Genomic DNA, 22,227 nt, shown 5'->3' on the forward strand with positions numbered 1-22,227 from the left:
CACCATTCGGTGAACCGGGTGGACGAGCGAAACTCCGCGTATCCGTGGCGGTGGCCCGGATTCCGCTTCGCGTCGTTAACTCTGCCCGAGCCCGTCACCGCCGGAACATGCGCCGCGGGTAAGGGATTGATATCTCTCCGACGAATGTCGCGTCACGGGAATGGATCGCCCTCAGGGCATGCCGAATGGCCGGGCCCGCCATTTCGGGCGCCGGCGCTTTTCGGCCCTTTCTCAGTCCGGCGGGGCGCCCTGGCGGAACGCCAGCCGTTCGCCCGGCGCCAGGCCGAGCTCGGTCCCGCTGCGCGGCGGCTCGGCGCGGACCAGCACGTTGTAGTGGTTGGGCAGGTGGCAGCCGTCGAAGCCGAGCAGGACGCCGATGCGCCGCCCGGCGATCCACAGCTCGTCGCCGCGGTCGAGCACGCCGCCCGCGCCGATCTCGGCGAACCCGAGGAACGCGACGCGGTCGATGCGCGCGCCCGCCGCGGTCTCGGCGTGGTCGGTGGCCACCAGCTCGTGCACCTCTCCGGCGCGGACGCAGCGGCTGGCGAACGGCTCCAGCCGCATGCCCCGGTCCGTCCGGCGGTGCGCCAGGATCTTGACGAGCGTCGCGGCGACCGCGCTCTTCGGGCCGTCCTCGAACGGGTTCATCCGCCGCCTCCCGTCCGCGCACCGTTCCCCGGCCCCGTCCCGGCCTGCGGCGGAGCGGGCACCGCGGGCGCTGAGGGCGCGGAGGAGGCGGGCGCGCGGCGCTCGGCGATCCGGGTCTCCGCGAGGTGGTAGGCGGCCCGGACGAACCGGAGCGCCGCGAGGCCGCCGTCGGGCGTCCGGGGCGCCCGGATGCGCCGGTCGAAGTCCCGCAGCACGCCCACGTACTCGTGCCACAGGGAGCCCTTGAAACCGGGATGGCCGTCGAGCATGTCGGCGTGGAGCGTGCGCCCGTCGGCGAGGCGCACCTCGACGTCCTTGCGCTCGCCCGGGTACGACCAGTCGAGCAGGATCCGCGCGGCGGCCGTCCGGCTCCGCAGCCGGACGTCGGCGCGGCGGTCGGTGCCGCGGGCGTCCGTCTCGATCCGGGCGGACACCACCTCGGGCGCCGTGTCGGCGGGCCCGAGCAGCAGCCGCAGCAGGTCGAACGCGTTGGGGCCGTTGTCGGCGACGCACCCGCCGCCGCAGCGGCCCGGGTCGAGATACCAGCCGTCGTCGCCGGCGTGCTCCTCGATGCGCTCCAGGTAGCGGACGGTCACCTCGGTGATCCGGGAGCCGGCGCACTGCTCCCGCAGCCGCGCGACCGCCGCGTTGTAGCGGCGGTGGAAGGCCGTGAACAGCGGGACGCCCCGCCGGTCGGCCAGCCGCCGCAACGCGTCCCCCTGCGCGACGTCCAGCGCGAGGGGCTTCTCCACGCAGACGGCGACGTCCCGTTCCAGCGCGTCGGCGCACACCCGCAGATGCACGTCGTTCGGCACGGTGACCACCACGGCGTCCGGACGCTCCTCGTCGAGCAGCCGGAGGTGGTCGGTGTAGCCGGGCACGGGCGAGGCGTCCGGTTTCGCGGGGTCGCTGTCGCACACGGCGGCCAGCCGCATGGAGGGCGAGTCGCGCAGCGCCGCGAGGTAGAAGCGGGAGATGACGCCGAGGCCGATGACGGCGACCCGCAGCGGCGCGGTCATGCCCGCTCCAGCGCCGCGGGGGCGGGGACGCCGAGGCGCGCGGCGGTGCGGCGCAACTCCCGGTAGAGATCCTCGCTCAGCGGGACGCCGTCGCGCAGGCGCTCCTGGGCGCGGCGGTGCTCGTGCCAGCCGGGATACCGGACGGGTTCGGAGGGGTCGGAGGGCGGGCAGCCGAGCAGGGCGCCGAACAGCGTGCCCGCGTCGAGCGCGGCGCCGGTGCGGAGCGCGTCCGGGGCGATCGCGGCGGCGAAGAACCCGATGCCGTCGTCGCGGCCGGTGGGGCCGCCGTCGCCGTCGAGCGCGTCCGGATGCGCGCCGAGCGCGGCGCCGGACACGACCGCGGCGAGGACCTCCACCGCGATGCCGAGCCCGAACCCCTTGTGCTGCCCGGCCTCGCCGCCGAGCCACATCAGGTGCGCCCGCCCCTCGTCGAAGGCGGACGGGTCGGTGACGGGAGCGCCGTCGTCGTCGCGCAGCACCCCGGCGGAGACCGGCCGCCCCTCGCGGGCGGCCTGCCGGACCCGGCCCGTGGGGGCGGCGGTCGTGCTCATGTCCAGCACGAACGGCGGATGCGGGCCGGCGGGCGCGGCGACGCTCAGCGGGTTGGTGCCCAGCATCGCCACCGCGCCGCCGGGCGGCCGCGCGATCCGCTGACCGCCGCAGTTGGCGGCGACCAGCCCGATCATGGCGTGCTGCACCGCGCGCAGCGCGTGGTGCCCGGCGCAGCCGAAGTGCGTCGCCCCGCGCACCGCCACCATCCCGATCCCGAAGGTGGCGGCGCGCTCGACGGCGAGGTCCATGGCGGCCTCCGCCGCCCACAGGCCCAGCGCGCGCCGCGCGTCGAGCAGGACCGACGCACCCCGGTCGGCGACCGGCCGCGGTTCGGCGCCGGGGTCGACCCGCCCGTCCTCGAACAGCGGCAGGTAGAGGCGGGTGAGGTTGGTCAGGCCGTGGGACGTCATGCCGGTGAGGTCGCCGTAACACAGCGCGCGCGCCGCCGCGTCCGCCCGCGCGGACGGCAGCCCCTGGTGCTGGAAGACGGCCGCGGCGAAGTCGAGCAGGTCGGTGTAGGCCGCCCGGACGGACGGGGCGGCCGTCCGGGGGGCGGTGCCGGGATCGTCCGGCGGGTCGGGGACGGGCGAGGGGCGCCGGAACGGCGAGGTCGTGGTCACGGTGATCCATTCAGGTCGTCGGTGAAGGCGGTGAGGACGCGGGAGACGGTGGCGGCGAAGTCGGCGAGCTGGCCGGCGCCGGCGAACTCGCCGTCGGCGTGGGCGTTGTTGGCGGCGAGGTCCCCGGGGCCGAGCACGACGGTGCAGGCGCCCGGGACCTGCGACATCCAGATCGCGTCGCAGGTGAAGGCGGGCTCGCCGGGCGGCCAGGGCGCGACGCCGGCGCGGTCGCGCAGCAGCGCGTGGCCCCAGGCGTCGCGGTCGTCGAGCACCGGCAGCCCGCGCTTGAGCCATTCGAGCCGGGTGACGGCGCGGGCGTCGGCGGCGGTCCGGCCGAACAGCGGCGTGCCCGCGAACGCGAACGCGAACTCCGTCAGCCCCTCGCTCAGCGCGTCCCGCAGGCGCCGTTCCAGGCGGCGCGCGGCCTCCGGGGAGCCGTAGGCGAGGTTGAGCAGCAGGGAGCCGCCGCCGTAGACCTTGTTGTGCCGGGTGCCGGTGTGCAGGCCGGCCACGCACACGGTCGCGTCCGGCACGGAGGAGCCGAGCGCGGTGCCGAGATGCTGGGCCAGGAAGCCCAGCAGGACGCTGGCGTTGTGGCCGTGGCCCGGCCGGTCGTCGACGGCGTCGTCTCCGTCCACGACGATGCGCGCGGTCATCGCGGCGGTGCTGCGGGTCAGGAACCGTCCGCCGGTCGGTTCGCAGAAGACGTTCAGGCGTCCGGTGTAGCCGCGCCGGACGAGGGGCCGGGTGCCGAACACGCCCATCGCCCCGCCCTCCTCCCCCGCGACGGCCTGCACCAGCACGCCGACGTCGCGGCCCAGGGCGGAACGTTCCGCGCGCGCGGCGCGGATGCCCGCGAGCAGTGCCACCGCGGGGCCCTTGGCGTCGATCGCGCCGCGCCCGTGGAAGCGGTCGCCGTCGAACGAGACCGGCTGCCGGCCCGCGACAGTGTCGAGGTGCACGTTGAACATGACCGTGCGCTCGGCGGGGAGGTCGTCCGGCCCGAGGCGGAGCACGAGGCTGGGCTGGCATTCGAGGAACCCGGGACGGGCCGCGGCCGCGCGGACCGCCGCCGGGACCGGCCCGCCGTCCAGGTCGGCGGGCCCGGCCGGGGCGTGCCGGACGGTCCGCAGCCCGATCCGGGCGGCGTGGCGCCGGTAGGCGACCTGGGCCTCGGCCAGCCGCGGCGGCGGCGCGTCCGGCTCCAGCGGCCCGGCGGTCGGCAGGCGGAGGAGCCGGAGGAGGAGGTCGCGGTCGCCGGGGTCGAGCGGGGCGGGGAGCCCGGCCGCGGTCACCGCCCGCCTCCGGCGGCGCCGAGCCCGGCGATCAGGCTCTCGAGCGCCCGCCCGTAGGCGACGAAGGCGGCCGGGTCGCCCGAGCCGGAGCCGAGGTGGGGGCGCAGCGCGAGATGCGGCTCGATGGACAGCACTCCGCGGTAGCCGCCGCGCAGCAGCGACCGCAGACACTCGGCGACCTCGGCCTGCCCGGTCCCGGGCGGCACGAAGGCGACCTCGCCGTCCTTCCCGACGAGCGCGTCCTTGACGTGGACGTGCACCACGTACGGGAGGATCTCGCGCAGCATGGGCAGCGGCGGATACCCGTGCGCGACGCCGTTGCCGATGTCGAACAGCAGCCGCAGCGCGGGGCCCCCGATGCCGGTGACCAGGTCCAGCATCCGGTCGGCGCGGTCGCCCGCCCATCCGGCGCAGTTCTCGTGCGCCAGGACGAGCCCGTGGTCCTCGGCGCGGCGGGCCAGCTCGCGCAGCCGCTCGCGGGCGCGGCGGCCCCATTCCGCGTCGTCCAGGCCGCCGGAGGGGTACGACATGATCCGCACCAGCCGGGTGCCGAGGACGGCGCAGCGGCGGGCGAGGACGTCGAGCTCGTCGAGGTCGAGCGCGAAGTCGCCGGTGACCGGCCGCGACCAGTCGCCGATCTTGGACGCGACGGCCGCCACGTCCGTCCCCGCCGCCGCCAGCCGGTCGGCCGCCCGGCGGAACGCCCGCTCGTCCAGCCGCGCGACGGGCGTGCCGCCGATCGTGCGCAGCTCCAGCCGGTTCCAGCCGAGCTCGGCCACGGCGCCGATCTGGTCCGCGAGGCCGGGCGCGGCCTCGTCGCCGATGCCGGCGAGCCGGATCCCGTCCGGCGGGCCCTCAGCGGATCGCCCCGGCACCCCGGACCCCCTCCCGCCGTTCGCCGGCCGCCGCGCACAGCCGTTTCGCCTCGGTGAGCAGCCGGACCGCGTCGACCTGCACCGGAAGCGTCCGGTGCATCGAGGTCGCCGGCCGCGCGTAGCGGGCGTACGCGCCGCGCAGGAACGCCGGGAACGCGTCGTCGGTGAACACGGTCCGGGTCGCCTCCTCCCCGGGGCGGACGGTGCGCAACTGGGCGGTGTGGTCGGCGTCGCTGCACGGGTAGTGGCCGACGAGGACGGCCTCGTCGAAGTGCAGGGTGATGCTGCGCTCGCGGACAGGGGAGGTCAGGTCCGAGTCGATCTCGCTGCGGACGCCCGTGGCGTGCTCCAGCCGCAGCCGGGCGCGGCCGAGGCGCGGGACCCGCGTGCGTTCGAGGACCAGGTCGTCCCAGGACGCGTCGACGATCCGCGCGCCCCCGGCGAGGCTGAGCACGACGGCGAGCGCGTGCGGCAGCTCGACGTCGAACGCGGTCGGGTGGTCGCGGGCCGCGATGCTGCGGGTGAACCGCGGCTTGTTCTGGACGACGCGGATCCGCCGCAGCGCGCCGAACTCGCCGGACGCGACCGCCGTCCGCAGCCGCCGGGTGAGGACGCTGTCGATCCAGTGCGTGGCGACCGTGACGTCCAGCCCCCAGCGGCGCCGGATCCGGGCCACCTCCACCAGCCCGGGCAGGTCCACGGCCAGCGGCTTCTCCACGATGATCTTGCGGTAGCCGAGCCGGGCCAGCCGGTCCAGCAGCGCGGCGCGGGCCTGCGGCGGCGTGCACAGGTGCGCCACGGTCCGCGCGGGCGGGCGGCACCGGGCCGCCTCCTCCAGCGACTCGGCCCGCACCATGCCGGGGACGTCGGCCGGCGGGCGGAGCGGGTCGAAGGCGACGATCGGCCCCCGGGCCAGCAGCCCGGGCGCGGTGGCGCGCACCTTGGCCAGCGAGGGCAGGTGCAGGCCCTGACCCGCCCTGCCCATCCCGACGATGAGAGTATGCAACATTGCAGGTCAGAGCCCTTTCCAGAGCACACGCGGGAGGCGGTTCGGGCGGCCGGGAAGCGGCCTTCCCGACAGCGAGCCAAGCTAATTGACCCATCGTCACCGGTCAATGACGATCCGTGACCGAAAATGTCGATCACAAGGAAACCGCACGTCAGAGGCCAATGGTTCGTCGACATTGACCACGAACGGTGACAAGGCACTTGCTCATCGTTATGCGTCGGCGCGGCCCGGGCATCATCGCGGCGTCCCCCATCCGACTCGTAAGGAGCCGTATGCCCCTGCCCTCACGCATCGCAACCGTCGCCACCGCGCTCACGGCAGCGGTCCTGGCCGCGTCGGCCGGCCCCGCCGCCGAGGCGCGGGATCGGGCCGCGCAGCCGGAAGGCAAGATCGTCGTCTTCGTCACCGAGGGCGCGCAGGTCTCCTGGGCCGGCACCCGGCTGAAGGAATATCCGGCCTCGCCGAACTGCCAATCCTTCCCGCCCGGCGCGCACGTGGTCGCCAACTACGGCACCGCCCGGCTGCTGTTCTACTCGGACCCGTTCTGCGCCGTCCCCGTCCCGCCGCCGTTCACCTTCATTTCCCCCGGTTACGGCGCGCACGTGTCCCCGACCGGCAGTTTCCGGAGCGGCTGACGGCGCCAATGGAAAACCGGCGGCGGACTCGTCCGCCGCCGGTTTCCGGGCGCGATCCCGCGCCGCACGCGGGAATCGCACGTTCACGGCGCCGCGACCCCGTCCCGCGCCCGCACCTCGTGGCGGGTGCGGGCATCAGCGCGGTGGCGGCGATCAGCCACAGCAACCCGCCGAGCAGTCCCGTCACCTGACACCACGGGCCACGAAAAGTGGCCCGGGAACGTGGGCCTTTACCGGTTCCCCAGCGACTCACCAGAGCGGGTCCAAGGCACCGCCTTACCCTCTGGCTAGGACGGGCGGGTGCACGAGACCGAGCGGAACGCCTGACCGTCCCCCGCCGGTTCCCGCACCCTGGAGGCTCGAGTGCTCGCGGCGCCCGTCCCCCCGATGCCCCCTCATTCCCTGCTGGTCCTTCTCCTCCAGGTCGGGACGCTCGGCCTGCTCGCCCTCCTGCTCGGCCTGCTGGCGAGGCGGCTCGGCCTGCCGGCGATCGTCGGCGAGCTGTGCGCGGGCGTGCTCCTCGGCCCGTCGGTCCTCCAGCGGGTCGCGCCGGACCTGTCGGCCTGGCTGCTGCCGCACCGGCCGGAACCGACGCACATGCTGGACGCCGTCGGGCAGGTCGGCGTCATCCTGCTCGTCGGCGTCACCGGGACCGAGATGGACTTCCGGTTCCTGCGCCGGCAGCGCCGGACCGCGCTGTGGGTCAGCGGGACCGGGCTGGTCATCCCGTTCGCCCTCGGCATCGCGGCGGGCCTGCTGCTGCCGGGCGCGCTGCGCGCCGGCCACGGCGACACCGCGGTGTTCCCGCTGTTCGTGGGCGTGGCGATGTGCGTCAGCGCCATCCCCGTGATCGCCAAGACGCTGGCGGACATGAACCTGCTGCACCGCAACGTCGGCCAGCTCACGCTGGCGTCCGGCACGATCGACGACGCCTTCGGCTGGTTCATGCTCTCGGTGGTCTCCGCGATGGCGACGTCCGGCGTCACCACCGGGAACATCGCCCGCTCCGCCGGCTGGCTGCTGGTGGTGGTGCTCTTCGCGGCGCTGCCGGGCAGGCCGCTGGCCCGGCTGGCGCTGCGGCCGCTCGCCCGGCACTCCGACCCCATGCCGGTCATCGCCGGGACGGCGGTGCTGATCCTGCTCGGGGCGGCGGCGACACAGGCCATGGGCCTGGAGTCGGTCTTCGGCGCCTTCGTCGCGGGCATCGTCATCGGCTCCAGCGGGGCCGTCGACCTGCCGCGGATCGCCCCGCTGCGCACGTTCATCCTGGCGTTCCTGGCACCGGTCTACTTCGCGACGGCCGGCCTGCGGATCGACCTCGGCGCGCTCGCCCGCCCGGTGGTCCTGGCGTCGGCGGCGGCGCTGCTGCTCATCGCCGTCCTCGGCAAGTTCGCCGGGGCGTACCTCGGCGCCCGGATGAGCCGGCTGAACCGCTGGGAGGCGCTCGCCCTCGGCGCGGGGATGAACGCGCGCGGGGTCGTCGAGGTCATCGTCGCGATGGTCGGGCTCCGGCTCGGCGTGCTCAACACCGCCGCGTACACCGTGGTGGTGCTCATCGCGATCGTGACCTCGGTCATGGCCCCGTGGCTGCTGCGGGTGGCGATGCGGCACATCGAGAGCACCGCCGAGGAGGAGCTGCGGCTCGTGGCGCGCCTCGACGGGGACCGCCCGGACGACGACGTCCAGCCGGTCCGGGCCACGGGCTGAACCGCCGGGCCGGCCCGCGCCGACAGGTTCGGGCGGTGGCGGGACGACTCGTCCCGCCACCGCCCGTGACCGGCGCCTACGGCATCCGGACGCCGGACGCCGCGTGCCCCGCGGCCTTACCCCGGATCAGCTGCAGCCGCTGGTGGAGCCGCAGCCTTCGCAGACGTAGCAGCTGCCCGCCGGGCGCATCTTCGTGCCGCAGGTGAGGCAGAGCGGCGCGTCGGCGGTGCGGCCCTGGCGGCTCTCGATGACCTCCATCGACGAGCGCGCCTCGGGCGCGGGCGCCGGGGCCGCCGGACGGGCGATCTCCGCCGACTGCGCGAGGGTCTCGTGCTCGATCTCCTCCTCGGCGTGGAGGGTGGCCGGGTCCTCGCCGTTGGCCTGCATCGCGCGCTCCTCGGCGGTGAAGATGCCGAGGCCCGCGCGCTCCTCGTAGGGCAGGTGGTCCAGCGCCAGGCGGCGGAAGATGTAGTCCATCACCGAGGTGGCCATGCGGATGTCGGGGTCGTCGGTCATCCCGGCGGGCTCGAACCGCATGTTGGTGAACTTCTCCACCCAGGTCTCCAGCGGCACGCCGTACTGGAGGCTGATGGAGATCGCCATGGAGAACGCGTCCATCACGCCGGCGAGGGTGGAGCCCTGCTTGCCGAGCTTGAGGAACACCTCGCCGAGACCGTCGTCCGGGTAGGACGAGGCCGTCATGTAGCCCTCGGCGCCCGCGACGGAGAACCGGGTGACGGTGGCGGGCCGCTGCTTCGGCAGCCGCTTGCGGACGGGGCGCGTCGCCGCCGCGCCGGCCTCCGCGGGGGCGGCCTCGGTCTTGGCCTCCTCCTTCTTGCCGGCGGCCGACAGCGGCTGGCCGACCTTGCAGTTGTCGCGGTAGATCGCCAGGGCCTTCAGGCCGAGCCGCCAGCCCTCGAAGTACACCTTCTCGATGTCCTCGACGGTGGCCTGCTCCGGCATGTTGACGGTCTTGGAGATCGCCCCGGACAGGAACGGCTGCGTCGCCGCCATCATCCGGACGTGCCCCATCGGGCTGATCGCCCGCTCGCCCATCGCGCAGTCGAACACCTCGTAGTGCTCGGGCCGCAGGCCGGGCGCGTCCACGACGTGGCCGTTCTCGCCGATGTACTCGACGATCGCCTCGATCTGCTCCTGCTGGTAGCCGAGCTTGCGCAGGGCGCGCGGCACCGTCTGGTTGACGATCTGCATCGAGCCGCCGCCGACGAGCTTCTTGAACTTCACCAGCGCGAGGTCCGGCTCGATGCCGGTGGTGTCGCAGTCCATCATCAGGCCGATGGTGCCGGTCGGGGCCAGCAGCGACGCCTGCGCGTTGCGGTAGCCGTGCTTCTCGCCCGTCTTCAGGCACTCCTGCCACTGCTTGGCGGCGGCGGCGTGGATCGCCTTGTCCATGTCGTCGAGGGTGCGGATGTCGTCGTTGGCGGCGGCGTGCTTGCGCATGACCCGCTTGTGGCCCTCGGCGTTGCGGGCGTAGCCCTCGTACGGGCCGACGACGCCGGCGATCTCGGCGGAGCGGCGGTAGGCGACGCCGGTCATCAGCGAGGTGATGGCCGCCGCGAGGGACCGGCCGCCCTCGGAGTCGTAGGCGTGGCCGGTCGCCATCAGCAGCGCGCCCAGGTTGGCGTAGCCGATGCCGAGCTGCCGGTAGTCGCGGGTGGTCTGCGCGATCTTCTCGGTCGGGAAGTCGGCGAAGGTGATGGAGATGTCCATCGCCGTGATGATCAGCTCGGTGAGCTTGACGAACTTCGCGACGTCGAAGGTGCCCTCGTCGGTGAGGAACTTCAGCAGGTTGATGCTGGCGAGGTTGCAGGACGAGTTGTCCAGCGACATGTACTCCGAGCACGGGTTGGACGCGGTGATCCGGCCCGACTCGGGGTTGGTGTGCCAGTCGTTGATCGTGTCGTCGTACTGGATGCCGGGGTCGGCGCACTCCCAGGCGGCCTGGGCCATGAGCCGGAACAGCTCCTTGGCCTTGACCTTCTCGACGATCTCGCCGGTCATCCGGGCGCGCAGCCCGAACTCGCCGTCGGACTCGACGGCGTGCATGAACTCGTCGGAGACCCGGACGGAGTTGTTGGCGTTTTGGTACTGGACGCTGCCGATGTCCTTGCCGCCGAGGTCCATGTCGAACCCGGCGTCCCGCAGCGCGCGGATCTTGTCCTCCTCGCGCGCCTTGGTCTCGATGAACTCGGCGATGTCGGGGTGGTCGACGTCCAGCACGACCATCTTGGCGGCGCGGCGGGTGGCGCCGCCCGACTTGATCGTCCCGGCGGACGCGTCGGCGCCGCGCATGAACGACACGGGGCCGCTGGCGGTGCCGCCGGAGGACAGCAGCTCCTTGCTGGAGCGGATGCGCGACAGGTTCAGGCCGGCCCCCGAGCCGCCCTTGAAGATCACGCCCTCTTCCTTGTACCAGTCCAGGATCGACTCCATCGTGTCGTCCACGGACAGGATGAAGCAGGCCGACACCTGCTGCGGCGACTTGGTGCCGACGTTGAACCAGACCGGCGAGTTGAAGCTGAACATCTGGTGGACGAGCGCGTACTTCAGCTCGTGCTCGAAGACCTCGGCGTCCTGCTCGGTGGCGAAGTAGCCGTGCTCGAGGCCGGTCCGGACGTACACGCCGACGACGCGGTCGACGAGCTGCTTGAGGCTCCACTCGCGCTGCGGGGTGCCGACGGCGCCGCGGAAGTACTTGGACGTGACGATGTTGACGGCGTTCAGCGACCAGAAGTCGGGGAACTCCACACCGCGCTGCTCGAAGTTGACCGAGCCGTCGCGCCAGTTGGTCATGACGACGTCGCGGCGTTCCCAGCGCAGCTCGTCGTAGGGGTGGACGCCGGGCGTGGTGAAGATCCGCTCCACCTTCAGCCCCTTGCGGCCCCCCTTGCCGCGCCGTGCCGGGCCGCTGACCGTCTCCGTCATGCCTTCCCCCTCCCGGGCCCTCCCGCCGGGCCCTGTACAGGAACAACTCCGCCGCCGCCCGGGCCATGCCCGTGCGGAGGCGCCTTCACTATGTGCTTTCTCGTATTTCCGGAACCGCCCCTACCGGGGCGGGCCGGGCTCCCCCGAGGAACCGGCCTTCCGCAGCGCCTCGATCTCCTTGGCGAAGTCGTCCAGCGACTCGAAGCTCCGGTAGACCGAGGCGAATCGCAGATAGGCGACCTCATCGAGTTCACGAAGGGGCCCCAGGATCGCGAGGCCGACCTCGTGCGAGGGGATTTCCGCGGATCCGGACGATCTGATCGCCTCTTCGACCCGCTGCCCCAGCTTCGCGAGCGCATCCTCGTCCACCGGGCGGCCCTGGCAGGCCCTGCGCACCCCGGCGATGATCTTTTCCCGGGAGAACGGCTCGGTGACCCCGCTGCGCTTGGCCACCATCACGAGCACATTCTCCTGCGTGGTGAATCGCTTGCCGCATTCCGCACACGCGCGGCGGCGCCGAATGGCGCCGCCGTCATCGGTGGCGCGACTGTCGATCACTTTGGTGTCAGGGTTGCGGCAGAACGGGCAGTGCACGCGCTATCCCTCCCCTGACGGAAACGAGTCACACCCACGACCCGCCATATATAGGTGACTTACATCGGTGTGACTACTAGATGTTGTGGTCAACCGTACGGCTCGGCGCAGGGCTACGCAACCTGATCCGCGGCCTCAGGAGTAGACCCGCGTCACATCCGCCGCGTAGATCCAGGTCACGTCGGACGATCGGATTCCGGCCCCGGGCGTGTCGCCGCGGGGCGTCCGCGGAGGCGGGCCGGAACGGGTCAGCCGGGCAGGACGAGCCGCTGGCCCGGCTGTACGGTGGGGTCGCCGCCCATCCCGTTGAGGTCGATGATCCGCTGCACGGTGACGCGCGGGTCGGCGCCGGGGTCGGCGGCGGCGGCGATGCCCCAGAGGGTGTCGCCGGGCTCGACGACGGCGGTCCGGACGTGCCCGGAGCGCCCGTGGTGGTCGGCGCGGCCGCCCGCGAAGGCGCCGGTGCCGCCGTCCAGCCAGAGGGCGGCGAGCGTGACGGCGGCGGCGAAGGCGACCAGGACCGCCCGCCCGCGGCGGGTGAGCCGCAGCGGGGCGCGTTCACCGGACGGCGAATCGGGCATCTCCACCCTCCTCGACTTCGAATGAATTTTCGATCGAACGCCTGTACGATGTTGTACCGCAGCACACCGGCGAAACGCGAGCACATCTTCGAACAATTGTTTGATCATTTCGTCCGGACGCGATAGCGTTCATGACAAGGAGTGACGGATCGAGGCGCCCGGGAGGCGACGAGCGATGAGCAAGGTCCGGGAGCTGCCCGACGGGCCCATGGACGAGACGGGCCTGACCCAGCGGCAGCGCATGGTGCTGGAGGTGATCCGCGACTCCGTCCAGCGCCGGGGGTACCCGCCCTCGATGCGCGAGATCGGCGAGGCGGTCGGCCTGACCAGCACCTCCAGCGTGTCGCACCAGCTCCGGGCCCTGCAGCGCAAGGGGTACCTGCGGCGCGACCCGAACCGCCCGCGCGCGGTCGAGGTGCGGGTCCCCGGCGCGGCGCCGGTCCGCACCGAGCCCGACTCCTACGAGGCGGTGGGCGGCCAGCAGACCGCGACGCGGCCCGCGCCGGCCTACGTCCCGCTCGTCGGCCGGATCGCCGCCGGCGGCCCGATCCTGGCCGAGGAGGCCGTGGAGGACGTCTTCACGCTGCCCAAGCAGCTCGTCGGCGAGGGAACCCACTTCCTGCTGAAGGTCACCGGCGACTCGATGATCGAGGCGGCGATCGCGGACGGTGACTGGGTCGTGGTCCGCCAGCAGCCGGTCGCCGAGCAGGGCGACATCGTCGCCGCCATGATCGACGGCGAGGCGACGGTGAAGACGTTCAAGCGCAAGGACGGCCACATCTGGCTGATGCCGCAGAACTCCGCCTACGAGCCGATCCCCGGCGACGAGGCGTCCGTGCTGGGCCGCGTGGTGGCGGTCCTGCGCAAGATGTAGCGCGGCGCCCCCACAGGGGCGCACGCGGCCCCGTGAGGGCGCGGCGGCGACGCTGAGAGGCGGCCGCGGGAGACGATCCCCGCGGCCGCCTCAGCGTGCCGCCCTGGTGTCCGCTAGCGCTTCGGGACGATGTTCACGATCTTGGGGGCGCGGACGATGATCTTGGCGATCTCCGCGCCGCCCAGCGCGTCCTGGACCTTGGCGGAGGCCAGCGCCAGCCGCTCCAGTTCCTCGCCGGCGATGCCGGGCGGCACCTCCAGCCGGTCGCGGACCTTGCCGGCGACCTGCACGACGCAGGTCACCGACTCCTCCACCAGCAGCGCCGGGTCGGCCTGCGGCCAGCCCGCGCGGATCACCGGCGCGGTGCGTCCCAGCAGCTCCCACGCCTCGTCGGCGGTGTAGGGGGCGAACAGCGACAGCAGCACCGCGATCGCCTCGGCGGCCTCGCGGACGGCCGGGTCGGCGGCGCCGGGGCCGGAGTCGATCGCCCGGCGGGTCGCGGTGACCAGCTCCATGATCCGCGCGATCGCCACGTTGAACCGCTGCGTCTCGACCATCCTCGTGGCCTCGTCGACGGTGCGGGCGGTGGCGCGGCGCAGCTCGGTGTCGCCGGACGCCGGGTCCGCGCCGGGCGCGGAGGACACCTCGGCGGCGATGCGGTGCACCCGGGTCAGGAACTTCGACATGCCGTGCGGGGACACGTCGGCCCAGTCGATGTCGTCCTCCGGCGGGCCGGAGAACAGCATCGCCAGCCGGACGACGTCCACGCCGAACTCGGCGATCTGGTCGCCCAGGTCGACCAGGTTGCCGGTCGACTTCGACATCCCGCTGCCGTTCAGGATCACCTGGCCCTGGTTCAGCAGCCGGGTGAACGGCTCGGTGAAGTCGACCATGCCCATGTCGTACAGGACCTTGGTGAAGAACCGGCTGTACAGCAGGTGCAGGATGGCGTGCTCGACGCCGCCGGTGTACTGGTCGACCGGCATCCACCGGCGGACCTGCTCGACGTCGAACGGGCCGTCCTCGTACCCCGGCGAGCAGTACCGGAAGTAGTACCAGGACGAGTCGACGAAGGTGTCCATGGTGTCGGTGTCGCGCTTGGCGGCGCCGCCGCACTTGGGGCACGCCACGTTCACCCAGTCGGACGCGGCGGCCAGCGGCGAGGTGCCCTTGGGCGCCAGGTCCGCGCCGCGCAGGCCGTCCGGCAGCCGGACGGGCAGCTGGTCGTCGGGGACGGGGACCTCGCCGCACGCCTCGCAGTGCACGATCGGGATCGGGCAGCCCCAGAACCGCTGCCGGGACACCAGCCAGTCGCGCAGCCGGAAGTTGACGGAGGCGCGTCCGGTTCCGCGCTCGTCCAGCACCTCGATGATGCGCGCGATGGCGTCGCCCTTGGCCAGCCCGTCGATGGGGCCGGAGTTGACCAGCCGGCCGTCGCCGGGGGTGGCCATGCCGGTCTCGGCGGGGTCGGGCAGCCCGGTCTCCACGACGACGCGGACCGGCAGCCCGAACTTCAGCGCGAAGTCCAGGTCGCGCTGGTCGTGCGCGGGGACCGCCATGATCGCGCCGTGCCCGTACTCGGCCAGCACGTAGTCCGACGCCCAGACCGGCAGCCGCTCGCCGTTGACCGGGTTGATGGCGTAGCGGCCCAGGAACACGCCGGTCTTCTCGCGCTCGGTGGACAGCCGCTCGATCTCGCTCTCCCGGGAGACCTCCTCGCGGTAGGCCTCGAACGCGGCCCGCTGGTCGGGGTGGCAGATCTCCTCGGCCAGCGCGGCGTCGGCGGCGACGACCATGAACGTGGCGCCGAACAGGGTGTCGGGGCGGGTGGTGTAGACGGTGACGGGCTCGTCCCGGCCCTCGATCACGAAGTCGACGTCGGCGCCGGTGGAGCGGCCGATCCAGTTGCGCTGCATCAGCAGGACGCGCTCGGGCCACTTGCCCTCCAGCTGCGCCATGTCGTCCAGCAGCCGGTCCGCGTAGTCGGTGATCTTGAAATACCACTGGGTCAGCACGCGCTTCTCGACCAGCGCGCCGCACCGCTCGCAGTGCCCGCCGACGACCTGCTCGTTGGCCAGGACGGTCTGGTCCTTCGGGCACCAGTTGACGTGCCCGCCCTTGCGGTAGGCCAGGCCCCGCTCGTAGAAGCGCAGGAACAGCCACTGCGTCCACTTGTAGTACTCGGGGTCGGAGGTGTGCAGGCGGCGCGTCCAGTCGAAGGACGGGGCGTACCGGTGGAACGAGGCGGCCTGCGTCTCGATGTTGGCGTAGGTCCACTCGGCGGGGTGCGAGTCGCGCTTGATCGCGGCGTTCTCGGCGGGCAGGCCGAAGGAGTCCCAGCCGATGGGGTGCAGGACGTTGTGGCCGCGCTGGAACCAGTACCGGGCCACGACGTCGCCGATGGCGAACGCCTCGGCGTGGCCCATGTGCAGGTCGCCGCTGGGGTAGGGGAACATGTCCAGCGCGTAGCGCCGCTCGCGGCCGTCGTCCTTGTCCTCGGCCGCGAAGGGGTCGAGCTCCGCCCAGCGGGCCTGCCACTTGTCCTGAACCGCCCGTGGGTCGTACTGCTCGTCGCTGCTCACGCTTCCGCTCCGGTCTCCATCTGGGGTCACAGGGCCAACGGGCCGTCCGTCACATGAAACGACCCCTCGCGAAGGAGGGGCCACCACGTCGACGTCGATGCGTCAACGTGGTCGTTGAAGGAGCAGCCTGGCCGACATACATCAAGAGTAGCGCAACCGCAAGCCTTCACGCGGGGTCCTGCGGGCGCGGGCGGCCGGACGGGGTGCCCGGATCCGGCGCGCTGGAGGGGCTTGACGCGCGGCGCGGGATCGTCGATCCTTTCAAACAGGAAAGTTTCCTATTAGAAGGCGGACGGGCGCTCCCACCCGCCCGCCTCGTGAGCGGCTGCCGACTCCGACCCACCCCCCGCCAAGGAGGATCGCGTATGCCCCGCCGATTCCGCACGCCCCGCATGCCCCGCAGGGCCGGCCTCGCCGTCGCCGCCGCCGTGGGCGTCGGCGCCTCGGTCCTGACCGCGGCTCCCGCGCTCGCCCACGGCTACACCAGCACCCCGCCCAGCCGGGCACTGCTGTGCAAGCAGGGCGTGGTCAAGAACTGCGGCCCCATCCAGTGGGAGCCGCAGAGCACGGAAGGCCCCAAGGGCTTCCCCCAGTCCGGTCCCGCCGACGGGACGATCTGCGCGGCCGGCGACAGCCGCTGGGCCCCGCTCGACGACCCGCGCGGCGGCACCTGGCCCGCCACGAGGCTGTCCAGCGGGCCGTACACCTTCACCTGGCACCTGACCGCCGCCCACGCCACCACCTCGTTCCGCTACTTCATCACCAGGGACGGCTGGAACCCCGCCCAGCCGCTCACCCGGGCGCAGCTCGACACCGCGCCCTTCCTCCAGGTCAACTACGGCGGGAAGCAGCCGCCCTACGACGTCAGCCACAGCGGCACGCTGCCCGCCAAGCACGGCCGGCACATGATCCTCGCCGTGTGGGACATCGCCGACACCGGCAACGCCTTCTACCAGTGCTCGGACGTGGACTTCGGCTGATCTCCGCGGCGGCCGCACGGCCGTGACCGACCCCCCTCCGGCGGGCCGCCCCGCTCCAGGCGCCCGCCCCAGGTGGCCGGGCGGGACCCCGCGTCCCGCCTGGCCACCTGGTCACCTGGCCACCTGGTCATAGACTCCTCGGTAACCAACCGGCCGGTCACCGTTCCGCGCGAGGAGTGCCATGCTCAACCTGTCCGTGCTGCTGGAGGACGCCGCCAGGGAGACCCCCGACCGCGACGCCGTGGTCTTCGGCGACCTGCGGCTCTCGTACTCCTTCGTCGACGCGGTCGCGAACCAGGTCGCGAACCTGCTGCGGTCGCGCGGCGTCCGCCCCGGCGACAAGGTGGCGCTGTCCAGCCCGAACCTGCCGTACTTCCCGATGGTGTACTTCGGGGCGCTCAAGGCGGGCGCGGTGGTCGTCCCGCTGAACGTGCTGCTCAAGCCGCGCGAGATCGCCTACCACCTGGGCGACTCCGAGGCGAAGGCGTTCTTCTGCTTCGAGGGCACGCCGCAGCTGCCGCTCGGCGAGGCCGGCCGCGCCGGGTTCGAGCAGGCCGAGGGCTGCGAGCACTTCTTCCTGCTGCCGGCGAACCCGGCCGCGACCGAGTCGCCCATCGAGGGCGCCGAGCTGTTCTGGGCGGCGCTCGCCGGGCAGCCGGACACGTTCGACACCGAGCGGACCGAGGGCACCGACACCGCGGTGATCATCTACACGAGCGGGACGACGGGCCAGCCGAAGGGCGCCGAGCTCACGCACGGCAACCTGCTGATGAACGCGATGGTCGACGACACGCTGTTCGCGCGGACGCTGCACGACACGTCGCTGGTGACGCTGCCGCTGTTCCACATCTTCGGGCAGACGTGCGTGATGAACGTCGGGTTCTACCGGCGCGGGACGCTCGTCATGCAGCCGCGGTTCGACGCCAAGGAGGCGGTCGCGCTGATGGTGAAGGAGAAGGTGAACATCTTCGCCGGCGTCCCGACCATGTACTGGGCGCTGCTCAGCGACGACACCTCCCCCGAGGACGTCGCGACGATCCGGGAGAACCTGCGGGTCGCTGTGTCGGGCGGCGCGGCGCTGCCCATGGAGGTCATCAAGGGCGTCCGGGAGAAGTTCGGGATGAACGTCCTGGAGGGCTACGGGCTGTCGGAGACCTCGCCGGTCTGCTCGTTCAACCGGCCGGACCGGCCGACCAAGCCGGGCTCGATCGGGCTGCCGGTCTGGGGCGTGGAGATGAAGCTCGTCAACGACGAGTGGAAGGACGTCGAGGGCGAGGGCCCCGGCGAGATCGCCGTGCGCGGCCACAACATCATGAAGGGCTACTACAACCGGCCCGAGGCGACCGCCGAGGCGATCAAGGACGGCTGGTTCCGCACCGGCGACGTGGCCCGCCGCGACGAGGACGGCTACTACTACATCATCGACCGCTCCAAGGACATGATCATCCGGGGCGGCTACAACGTGTACCCGCGGGAGCTGGAGGAGGTCCTGATGACCCATCCGGACGTCTCGCTGGCCGCCGTGGTGGGCGTCCCGCACCCGAGCCACGGCGAGGAGGTCAAGGCGTACGTGATCCGCAGGCCGGGCGCCACGGTGACCGAAGACGAGCTGATCGCGTGGGGCAAGGAGCAGTTCGCCAACTACAAGTACCCGCGCATCGTGGAGTTCCGCGACGAGCTCCCGATGACCGCCACCGGCAAGATCCTCAAGCGCGAGCTGCGCTGAGCCCCGGATGCCCTGGCCCGCGGTGAGCGGTCGTGATGGGGCGTCCCATCACGACCGCTCACCGCACGTCGGCGGGAGCGTCAGCCGGAGGTGAGGTCCTGGGTGCCGATGACGCGGAGCAGTTTCAACGCCTCGTGCGCCGGGGTGCCGGGCGTGGCGCTGTAGAGGACGACCTTCTGGTCCCGGTCCGGCACGACGAGGACGTCGCAGAACACCTCGAGCTCGCCGACGACCGGGTGCCGCATACGTTTCCTGGAGCCGCGCCGTACCTCGACCTGGTGCCGGTCCCATAGCCGCCGGAAAAGCCCGCTCCCGCCTTTCAGCTCGTCGACGAGCGACGCGATTCCGGGGTCGCACGGGTAGCGCCCGGCCGCCGTCCTCAGATCGGCAACGCTCTGCTGGGCGAATTTTCCGTATTCGTCGTCGCCCTCGATGAGGCAGGCGTCGGGGTGGAGGAAGAAGGCCCGCACGAGGTTGCGTTCGCCTGGCGGGATCTTCGAGAAGTCGACGATGAGCGCCGCCGCCATGTCGTTCCAGGCGAGGACGTCGTATTTGGCGTCCAGGACGTAGGCGGGGATGTCGTCGAGCCGTTCGAGCAGATGCAGGATGCCCGCCGGCACTTCCTGAGGAGGTCCCGGTGGCGGGCCGAGCCGTTCGCCGGCGAGGTTGTACAGGTGGCTCCGCTCGTCATCGGAGAGCCTCAGCGCGCGCGCCAGCGCGGCGAGGATCTGCCTGGACGGCCTCGGGCCGCGCCCCTGTTCCAACCGGATGTAGTAGTCCACCGACATCCCGGCTAGACGGGCGACCTCCTCCCGGCGAAGGCCGGGCGTCCGGCGGCGCACCCCCGCCTGCAGCCCGACGTCCGCGGGTTGCACGCGCGCGCGGCGCGAACGCAGGAACGCGGCCGTCTCCTGCCTGTTCATGCCTTCCAGCATGGCGGACGAAACGGACGGTCGGCCGCCTCCAAGGTGGTATCGCCGATCCCAGCTTCGAGCGGTCTCTCCCACCGCCCGCCCGCCGGCGGCACGGTGACGCCATGAACACCACGCAGATCGCGCTCATCACCGGAGCCAACAAGGGGATCGGCTTCGAGACCGCCCGCCTCCTCGGCGGGAAGGGCATGACCGTCCTGGTCGGCGCCCGCGATCCCGAACGCGGCGAGAAGGCCGCGTCCCTCCTGGCCGGCGAGGGGATCGACGCCCGGTTCGTCCGGATCGACGTGACGGACGCCGCGAGCGCCGAGGCCGCCGCCGAACGGATCGGCGAGGAGCACGGGCGGCTCGACGTCCTGGTCAACAACGCCGGCATTTCGCCGGCCTCCGCGTACGGCCCGCCGAGCGAGACCTCGCTCGCCGGCATGCGCGAGACCTACGAGACCAACGTGTTCGGCGTCGTCGCCGTCACCAACGCGATGCTCCCGCTGCTGCGCCGCTCCCCCGCCGGCCGCATCGTCAACGTCTCCAGCGAACTCGGCTCGCTGACGCTGCTGACCGACCCGTCCAGCCCCTTCTTCCCGTTCAACCTGCTGGCCTACAACTCGTCGAAGACGGCGCTGAACGCCGTCACGATCGCCTACGCCAAGGAACTGGCGGAGACCGCGATCAAGGTGAACCTCGCCAACCCCGGCTACTGCGCCACCGACCTGAACGGCAACAGCGGGTTCCGCACGCCAATGCAGGGCGCGGCGGAGGTCGTGCTGCTGGCGACGCTGGACGAGGACGGCCCGAACGGCGCCTTCCAGGGCGGCGCCGAGGAGCCGGGGCAGCCCGTCCCCTGGTGACCCGCTCGCGGGGCCGGTCGCGGGGGCCGGTCGCGGGGGCCGGTCGCGGGGGCCGGTCGCGGGGGCCGGTCGCGGGGCCGGTCGCCGCGCGGCGCGCTCGCGGTTCAGCGTGCGGCGAGCGCGTCCCGCCCGGCTTCGCGCAGGGTCTTGAGGGCTTCGTGCGACGGCGTGCCGGGTGTGGTGGTGTAGAGGACCACGCGCTGGTCGCGTTCCGGCACGTACAGGACGTCGCAGTGCAGCTCCAGCGGCCCGACGACCGGGTGGACCATGCGCTTGCGGCTGCTGCGCCTGATGCCCACCTCCCCCGAGTCCCACAGGCGGGCGAACAGCGGGCTGCGCGCGGACACCTCCGCGACCAGCTCGGCGATACCGGGGTCGCCCGGGTAGCGGCCGGCGGCGGCGCGCAGGTCCGCGACCGAGTCACCCGCCAGCTCCGCCACGTACGCGTCGGTGTCGTACCGGGCGGCGGCCGGACCGGTGAACAGCCACCGGATCACGTTGCGCTCCCCGGGCGGCAGCGCGGCGAAGTCCGTCATCAGCGCCGCCGCCAGGGGGTTCCAGGCGAGGATGTCGTGGCGGGCGTTCAGGACGTAGGCGGGCGTGTCGTCCAGCCGTTCCAGCAGGTGCAGGATGCCTGGCGGGACCTCCCGCGACGGCCCTGCCGGGGGTTCCGGCGCCTCGCCCGCCAGATGGTAGAGGTGGCCGCGCTCGTCATCGGTGAGCCTCAGCGCGCGCGCCAGCGCGGCGAGGATCTGCCTGGACGGCCTCGGGCCGCGCCCCTGTTCCAACCGGATGTAGTAGTCCACCGACATCCCGGCCAGTTGGGCGACCTCCTCCCGGCGCAGGCCCGGCGTCCGCCGCCGCGTCCCCGCCTTCAGCCCGACGTCCTCCGGTCGTACGCGGGCCCGGCGCGAGCGTAGGAACGCGGCCAACTCCTGCCTGTCCATGCGTTCCAGCATGGCCGATGCCGCCGAGCGGCCGCCACGCGGAGGGTGGTACCGCCGATCCCAGCTTCGGGCGGTCTCTCCTCACGCGCGCGCGGCGGCCACAGGCTGAAGGCATGACCACTGCACAGATCGCGCTCGTCACCGGCGCGAACAAGGGAATCGGCTTCGAGACGGCGCGCATCCTCGGCTCCGGCGGCAGGACGGTGCTGATCGGCGCGCGATCCGAGGAGCTCGGCGAGAAGGCCGCCGCGGAACTGGCGGGCGAGGGCCTCGACGCCCGGTTCATCCGCATCGACGTCACCGATGAGGACACCGTCACGGCCGCGGCCGACCGGATCGGGTCCGAGTACGGGCGGCTGGACATCCTCGTCAACAACGCCGGGATCACCTCGACGGACGCCTCCGACCCGCGCCGTTCCACCCCGCCGAGCCGGACGACGGTCGCCCAGGTCCGGGCGGCGTTCGAGACGAACGTGTTCGGCGTCGTCGCCGTCACCAACGCGATGCTCCCGCTGCTGCGCCGCTCCCCTGCCGCCCGCATCGTCAACGTCTCCAGCGAACTCGGCTCGCTGACGCTGCACAGCGACCCGACGGCCCCCGTGAACCGCGTCAACCTGCTTCCCTACAACGCGTCCAAGTCGGCGCTGAACGCGGTCACTGTCGCCTACGCCAAGGAACTGGCCGCCACCCCGGTCACCGTGGTCGCGGCCGCTCCCGGGTACTGCGCCACCGACCTGAACGGGCGCACCGGTCCCCGGACGCCGGCGCAGGGCGCGGCCGTGATCGCCGGGGCGGCGACCGGCACCGCACCGAACGGCGCGTTCATCGCCGAGGACGGGCCGGTGCCCTGGTAGTGG

19 protein-coding genes are annotated in these 22,227 nt (G+C 72.8%); 7 read left to right on the forward strand and 12 right to left on the reverse strand.

Annotated features, from left to right (window positions below; translation table 11 throughout):
- Nucleotides 1-231: 231 nt before the first annotated feature.
- From amrb99_RS20145 to amrb99_RS20165, 6 genes are read right to left on the reverse strand one after another with little or no spacing between them, the layout of a single operon-like run.
- The gene (locus amrb99_RS20145; RefSeq protein ID WP_190858093.1) at nucleotides 232-648 is read right to left on the reverse strand and encodes a hypothetical protein; all 417 of its coding nucleotides are present in this window, start codon (nucleotides 646-648) and stop codon (nucleotides 232-234) included.
- Nucleotides 645-1,667: a Gfo/Idh/MocA family oxidoreductase gene (locus amrb99_RS20150; protein ID WP_190858095.1), complete on the reverse strand. Its 1,023-nt coding sequence runs from the start codon at nucleotides 1,665-1,667 to the stop codon at nucleotides 645-647. The genes amrb99_RS20145 and amrb99_RS20150 overlap by 4 nt, the downstream gene beginning before the upstream one ends.
- Nucleotides 1,664-2,839 carry an Ldh family oxidoreductase gene (locus amrb99_RS20155; protein WP_190858097.1) on the reverse strand — a complete coding sequence of 392 codons (1,176 nt, stop codon included), beginning with the start codon at nucleotides 2,837-2,839 and terminating at the stop codon, nucleotides 1,664-1,666. The genes amrb99_RS20150 and amrb99_RS20155 overlap by 4 nt, the downstream gene beginning before the upstream one ends.
- Nucleotides 2,836-4,134 (reverse strand): M20/M25/M40 family metallo-hydrolase, encoded by a 1,299-nt coding sequence (locus amrb99_RS20160; RefSeq protein ID WP_347256761.1) that lies wholly within the window; start codon nucleotides 4,132-4,134, stop codon nucleotides 2,836-2,838. The genes amrb99_RS20155 and amrb99_RS20160 overlap by 4 nt, the downstream gene beginning before the upstream one ends.
- Nucleotides 4,131-5,009, reverse strand: a complete 879-nt coding sequence (locus tag amrb99_RS51235; protein ID WP_347256762.1) for a TIM barrel protein — start codon at nucleotides 5,007-5,009, stop codon at nucleotides 4,131-4,133. The genes amrb99_RS20160 and amrb99_RS51235 overlap by 4 nt, the downstream gene beginning before the upstream one ends.
- Nucleotides 4,990-5,994, reverse strand: a complete 1,005-nt coding sequence (locus amrb99_RS20165) for an oxidoreductase (RefSeq protein WP_241755715.1) — start codon at nucleotides 5,992-5,994, stop codon at nucleotides 4,990-4,992. Before amrb99_RS20165 ends, amrb99_RS51235 begins: the two co-directional genes overlap by 20 nt.
- Nucleotides 5,995-6,290: 296 nt before the next feature.
- Between amrb99_RS20165 and amrb99_RS20170 the strand changes: the two genes are divergently transcribed.
- Nucleotides 6,291-6,653 carry a hypothetical protein gene (locus tag amrb99_RS20170; protein ID WP_190858103.1) on the forward strand — a complete coding sequence of 121 codons (363 nt, stop codon included), beginning with the start codon at nucleotides 6,291-6,293 and terminating at the stop codon, nucleotides 6,651-6,653.
- A gap of 387 nt (nucleotides 6,654-7,040) precedes the next feature.
- On the forward strand, nucleotides 7,041-8,360 hold the full coding sequence (locus tag amrb99_RS20175) for a cation:proton antiporter (RefSeq protein ID WP_190858105.1): 1,320 nt from the start codon (nucleotides 7,041-7,043) through the stop codon (nucleotides 8,358-8,360).
- A 126-nt stretch (nucleotides 8,361-8,486) separates the two neighbouring features.
- Here the strand turns inward: amrb99_RS20175 and amrb99_RS20180 are convergent, their stop codons facing one another.
- The 3 genes from amrb99_RS20180 to amrb99_RS20190 form a co-directional block, all read right to left on the reverse strand.
- Nucleotides 8,487-11,306, reverse strand: coding sequence for a vitamin B12-dependent ribonucleotide reductase (locus tag amrb99_RS20180; RefSeq protein WP_190858107.1), 2,820 nt, complete (start codon nucleotides 11,304-11,306; stop codon nucleotides 8,487-8,489).
- Nucleotides 11,307-11,426: 120 nt separating this feature from the next.
- Nucleotides 11,427-11,900, reverse strand: a complete 474-nt coding sequence (gene nrdR, locus amrb99_RS20185; protein WP_151592730.1) for a transcriptional regulator NrdR — start codon at nucleotides 11,898-11,900, stop codon at nucleotides 11,427-11,429.
- Between the two features lie 248 nt (nucleotides 11,901-12,148).
- Complete coding sequence (locus amrb99_RS20190) at nucleotides 12,149-12,481, reverse strand: LysM peptidoglycan-binding domain-containing protein (protein ID WP_190858110.1); 333 nt, start codon at nucleotides 12,479-12,481, stop codon at nucleotides 12,149-12,151.
- 175 nt (nucleotides 12,482-12,656) lie between these two features.
- On the opposite strand from amrb99_RS20190, the gene lexA reads away from it, so the two are divergent.
- Entirely contained in the window at nucleotides 12,657-13,355 is a 699-nt protein-coding gene (gene lexA, locus amrb99_RS20195; protein WP_241755716.1) for a transcriptional repressor LexA, read from the forward strand.
- A 113-nt stretch (nucleotides 13,356-13,468) separates the two neighbouring features.
- On the opposite strand, the gene leuS is transcribed toward lexA, so the two are convergent.
- Entirely contained in the window at nucleotides 13,469-15,937 is a 2,469-nt protein-coding gene (leuS, locus tag amrb99_RS20200; RefSeq protein WP_190858113.1) for a leucine--tRNA ligase, read from the reverse strand.
- 365 nt (nucleotides 15,938-16,302) lie between these two features.
- Between leuS and amrb99_RS20205 the strand changes: the two genes are divergently transcribed.
- Complete coding sequence (locus tag amrb99_RS20205; RefSeq protein WP_241755717.1) at nucleotides 16,303-16,917, forward strand: lytic polysaccharide monooxygenase; 615 nt, start codon at nucleotides 16,303-16,305, stop codon at nucleotides 16,915-16,917.
- 181 nt (nucleotides 16,918-17,098) lie between these two features.
- A complete protein-coding gene (locus amrb99_RS20210) occupies nucleotides 17,099-18,643 on the forward strand; it encodes a long-chain fatty acid--CoA ligase (RefSeq protein WP_190858115.1) in 1,545 nt (514 codons plus the stop codon).
- A gap of 80 nt (nucleotides 18,644-18,723) precedes the next feature.
- Here the strand turns inward: amrb99_RS20210 and amrb99_RS20215 are convergent, their stop codons facing one another.
- Complete coding sequence (locus amrb99_RS20215) at nucleotides 18,724-19,566, reverse strand: helix-turn-helix transcriptional regulator (RefSeq protein ID WP_190858117.1); 843 nt, start codon at nucleotides 19,564-19,566, stop codon at nucleotides 18,724-18,726.
- A gap of 113 nt (nucleotides 19,567-19,679) precedes the next feature.
- Between amrb99_RS20215 and amrb99_RS20220 the strand changes: the two genes are divergently transcribed.
- On the forward strand, nucleotides 19,680-20,423 hold the full coding sequence (locus amrb99_RS20220; RefSeq protein ID WP_190858119.1) for an SDR family oxidoreductase: 744 nt from the start codon (nucleotides 19,680-19,682) through the stop codon (nucleotides 20,421-20,423).
- Between the two features lie 104 nt (nucleotides 20,424-20,527).
- On the opposite strand, the gene amrb99_RS20225 is transcribed toward amrb99_RS20220, so the two are convergent.
- Nucleotides 20,528-21,370: a helix-turn-helix transcriptional regulator gene (locus amrb99_RS20225; protein WP_190858120.1), complete on the reverse strand. Its 843-nt coding sequence runs from the start codon at nucleotides 21,368-21,370 to the stop codon at nucleotides 20,528-20,530.
- 113 nt (nucleotides 21,371-21,483) lie between these two features.
- Here amrb99_RS20225 and amrb99_RS20230 point away from each other — a divergent pair, with 113 nt between their 5' ends.
- Nucleotides 21,484-22,224 (forward strand): SDR family oxidoreductase, encoded by a 741-nt coding sequence (locus amrb99_RS20230; RefSeq protein WP_190858123.1) that lies wholly within the window; start codon nucleotides 21,484-21,486, stop codon nucleotides 22,222-22,224.
- Nucleotides 22,225-22,227: the final 3 nt, after the last annotated feature.

The organism is Actinomadura sp. RB99 (genome assembly GCF_014706005.1).
In the GTDB taxonomy this organism is placed as follows: Bacteria; Actinomycetota; Actinomycetes; order Streptosporangiales; family Streptosporangiaceae; genus Spirillospora.

Coding starts and splice junctions, on each gene's coding strand:
- amrb99_RS20150 (WP_190858095.1), bottom strand. CDS start 1,667: ATGACCGCGCCGCTGCGGGTCGCCGTCATCGGCCTCGGCGTCATCTCC.
- amrb99_RS20205 (WP_241755717.1), top strand. CDS start 16,303: ATGCCCCGCCGATTCCGCACGCCCCGCATGCCCCGCAGGGCCGGCCTC.
- lexA (WP_241755716.1), top strand. CDS start 12,657: ATGAGCAAGGTCCGGGAGCTGCCCGACGGGCCCATGGACGAGACGGGC.
- amrb99_RS20220 (WP_190858119.1), top strand. CDS start 19,680: ATGAACACCACGCAGATCGCGCTCATCACCGGAGCCAACAAGGGGATC.
- amrb99_RS20170 (WP_190858103.1), top strand. CDS start 6,291: ATGCCCCTGCCCTCACGCATCGCAACCGTCGCCACCGCGCTCACGGCA.
- amrb99_RS20210 (WP_190858115.1), top strand. CDS start 17,099: ATGCTCAACCTGTCCGTGCTGCTGGAGGACGCCGCCAGGGAGACCCCC.
- amrb99_RS20145 (WP_190858093.1), bottom strand. CDS start 648: ATGAACCCGTTCGAGGACGGCCCGAAGAGCGCGGTCGCCGCGACGCTC.
- amrb99_RS20180 (WP_190858107.1), bottom strand. CDS start 11,306: ATGACGGAGACGGTCAGCGGCCCGGCACGGCGCGGCAAGGGGGGCCGC.
- amrb99_RS20225 (WP_190858120.1), bottom strand. CDS start 21,370: ATGGACAGGCAGGAGTTGGCCGCGTTCCTACGCTCGCGCCGGGCCCGC.
- amrb99_RS20230 (WP_190858123.1), top strand. CDS start 21,484: ATGACCACTGCACAGATCGCGCTCGTCACCGGCGCGAACAAGGGAATC.
- amrb99_RS20215 (WP_190858117.1), bottom strand. CDS start 19,566: ATGAACAGGCAGGAGACGGCCGCGTTCCTGCGTTCGCGCCGCGCGCGC.
- amrb99_RS20165 (WP_241755715.1), bottom strand. CDS start 5,994: ATGGGCAGGGCGGGTCAGGGCCTGCACCTGCCCTCGCTGGCCAAGGTG.
- amrb99_RS20190 (WP_190858110.1), bottom strand. CDS start 12,481: ATGCCCGATTCGCCGTCCGGTGAACGCGCCCCGCTGCGGCTCACCCGC.
- amrb99_RS20175 (WP_190858105.1), top strand. CDS start 7,041: ATGCCCCCTCATTCCCTGCTGGTCCTTCTCCTCCAGGTCGGGACGCTC.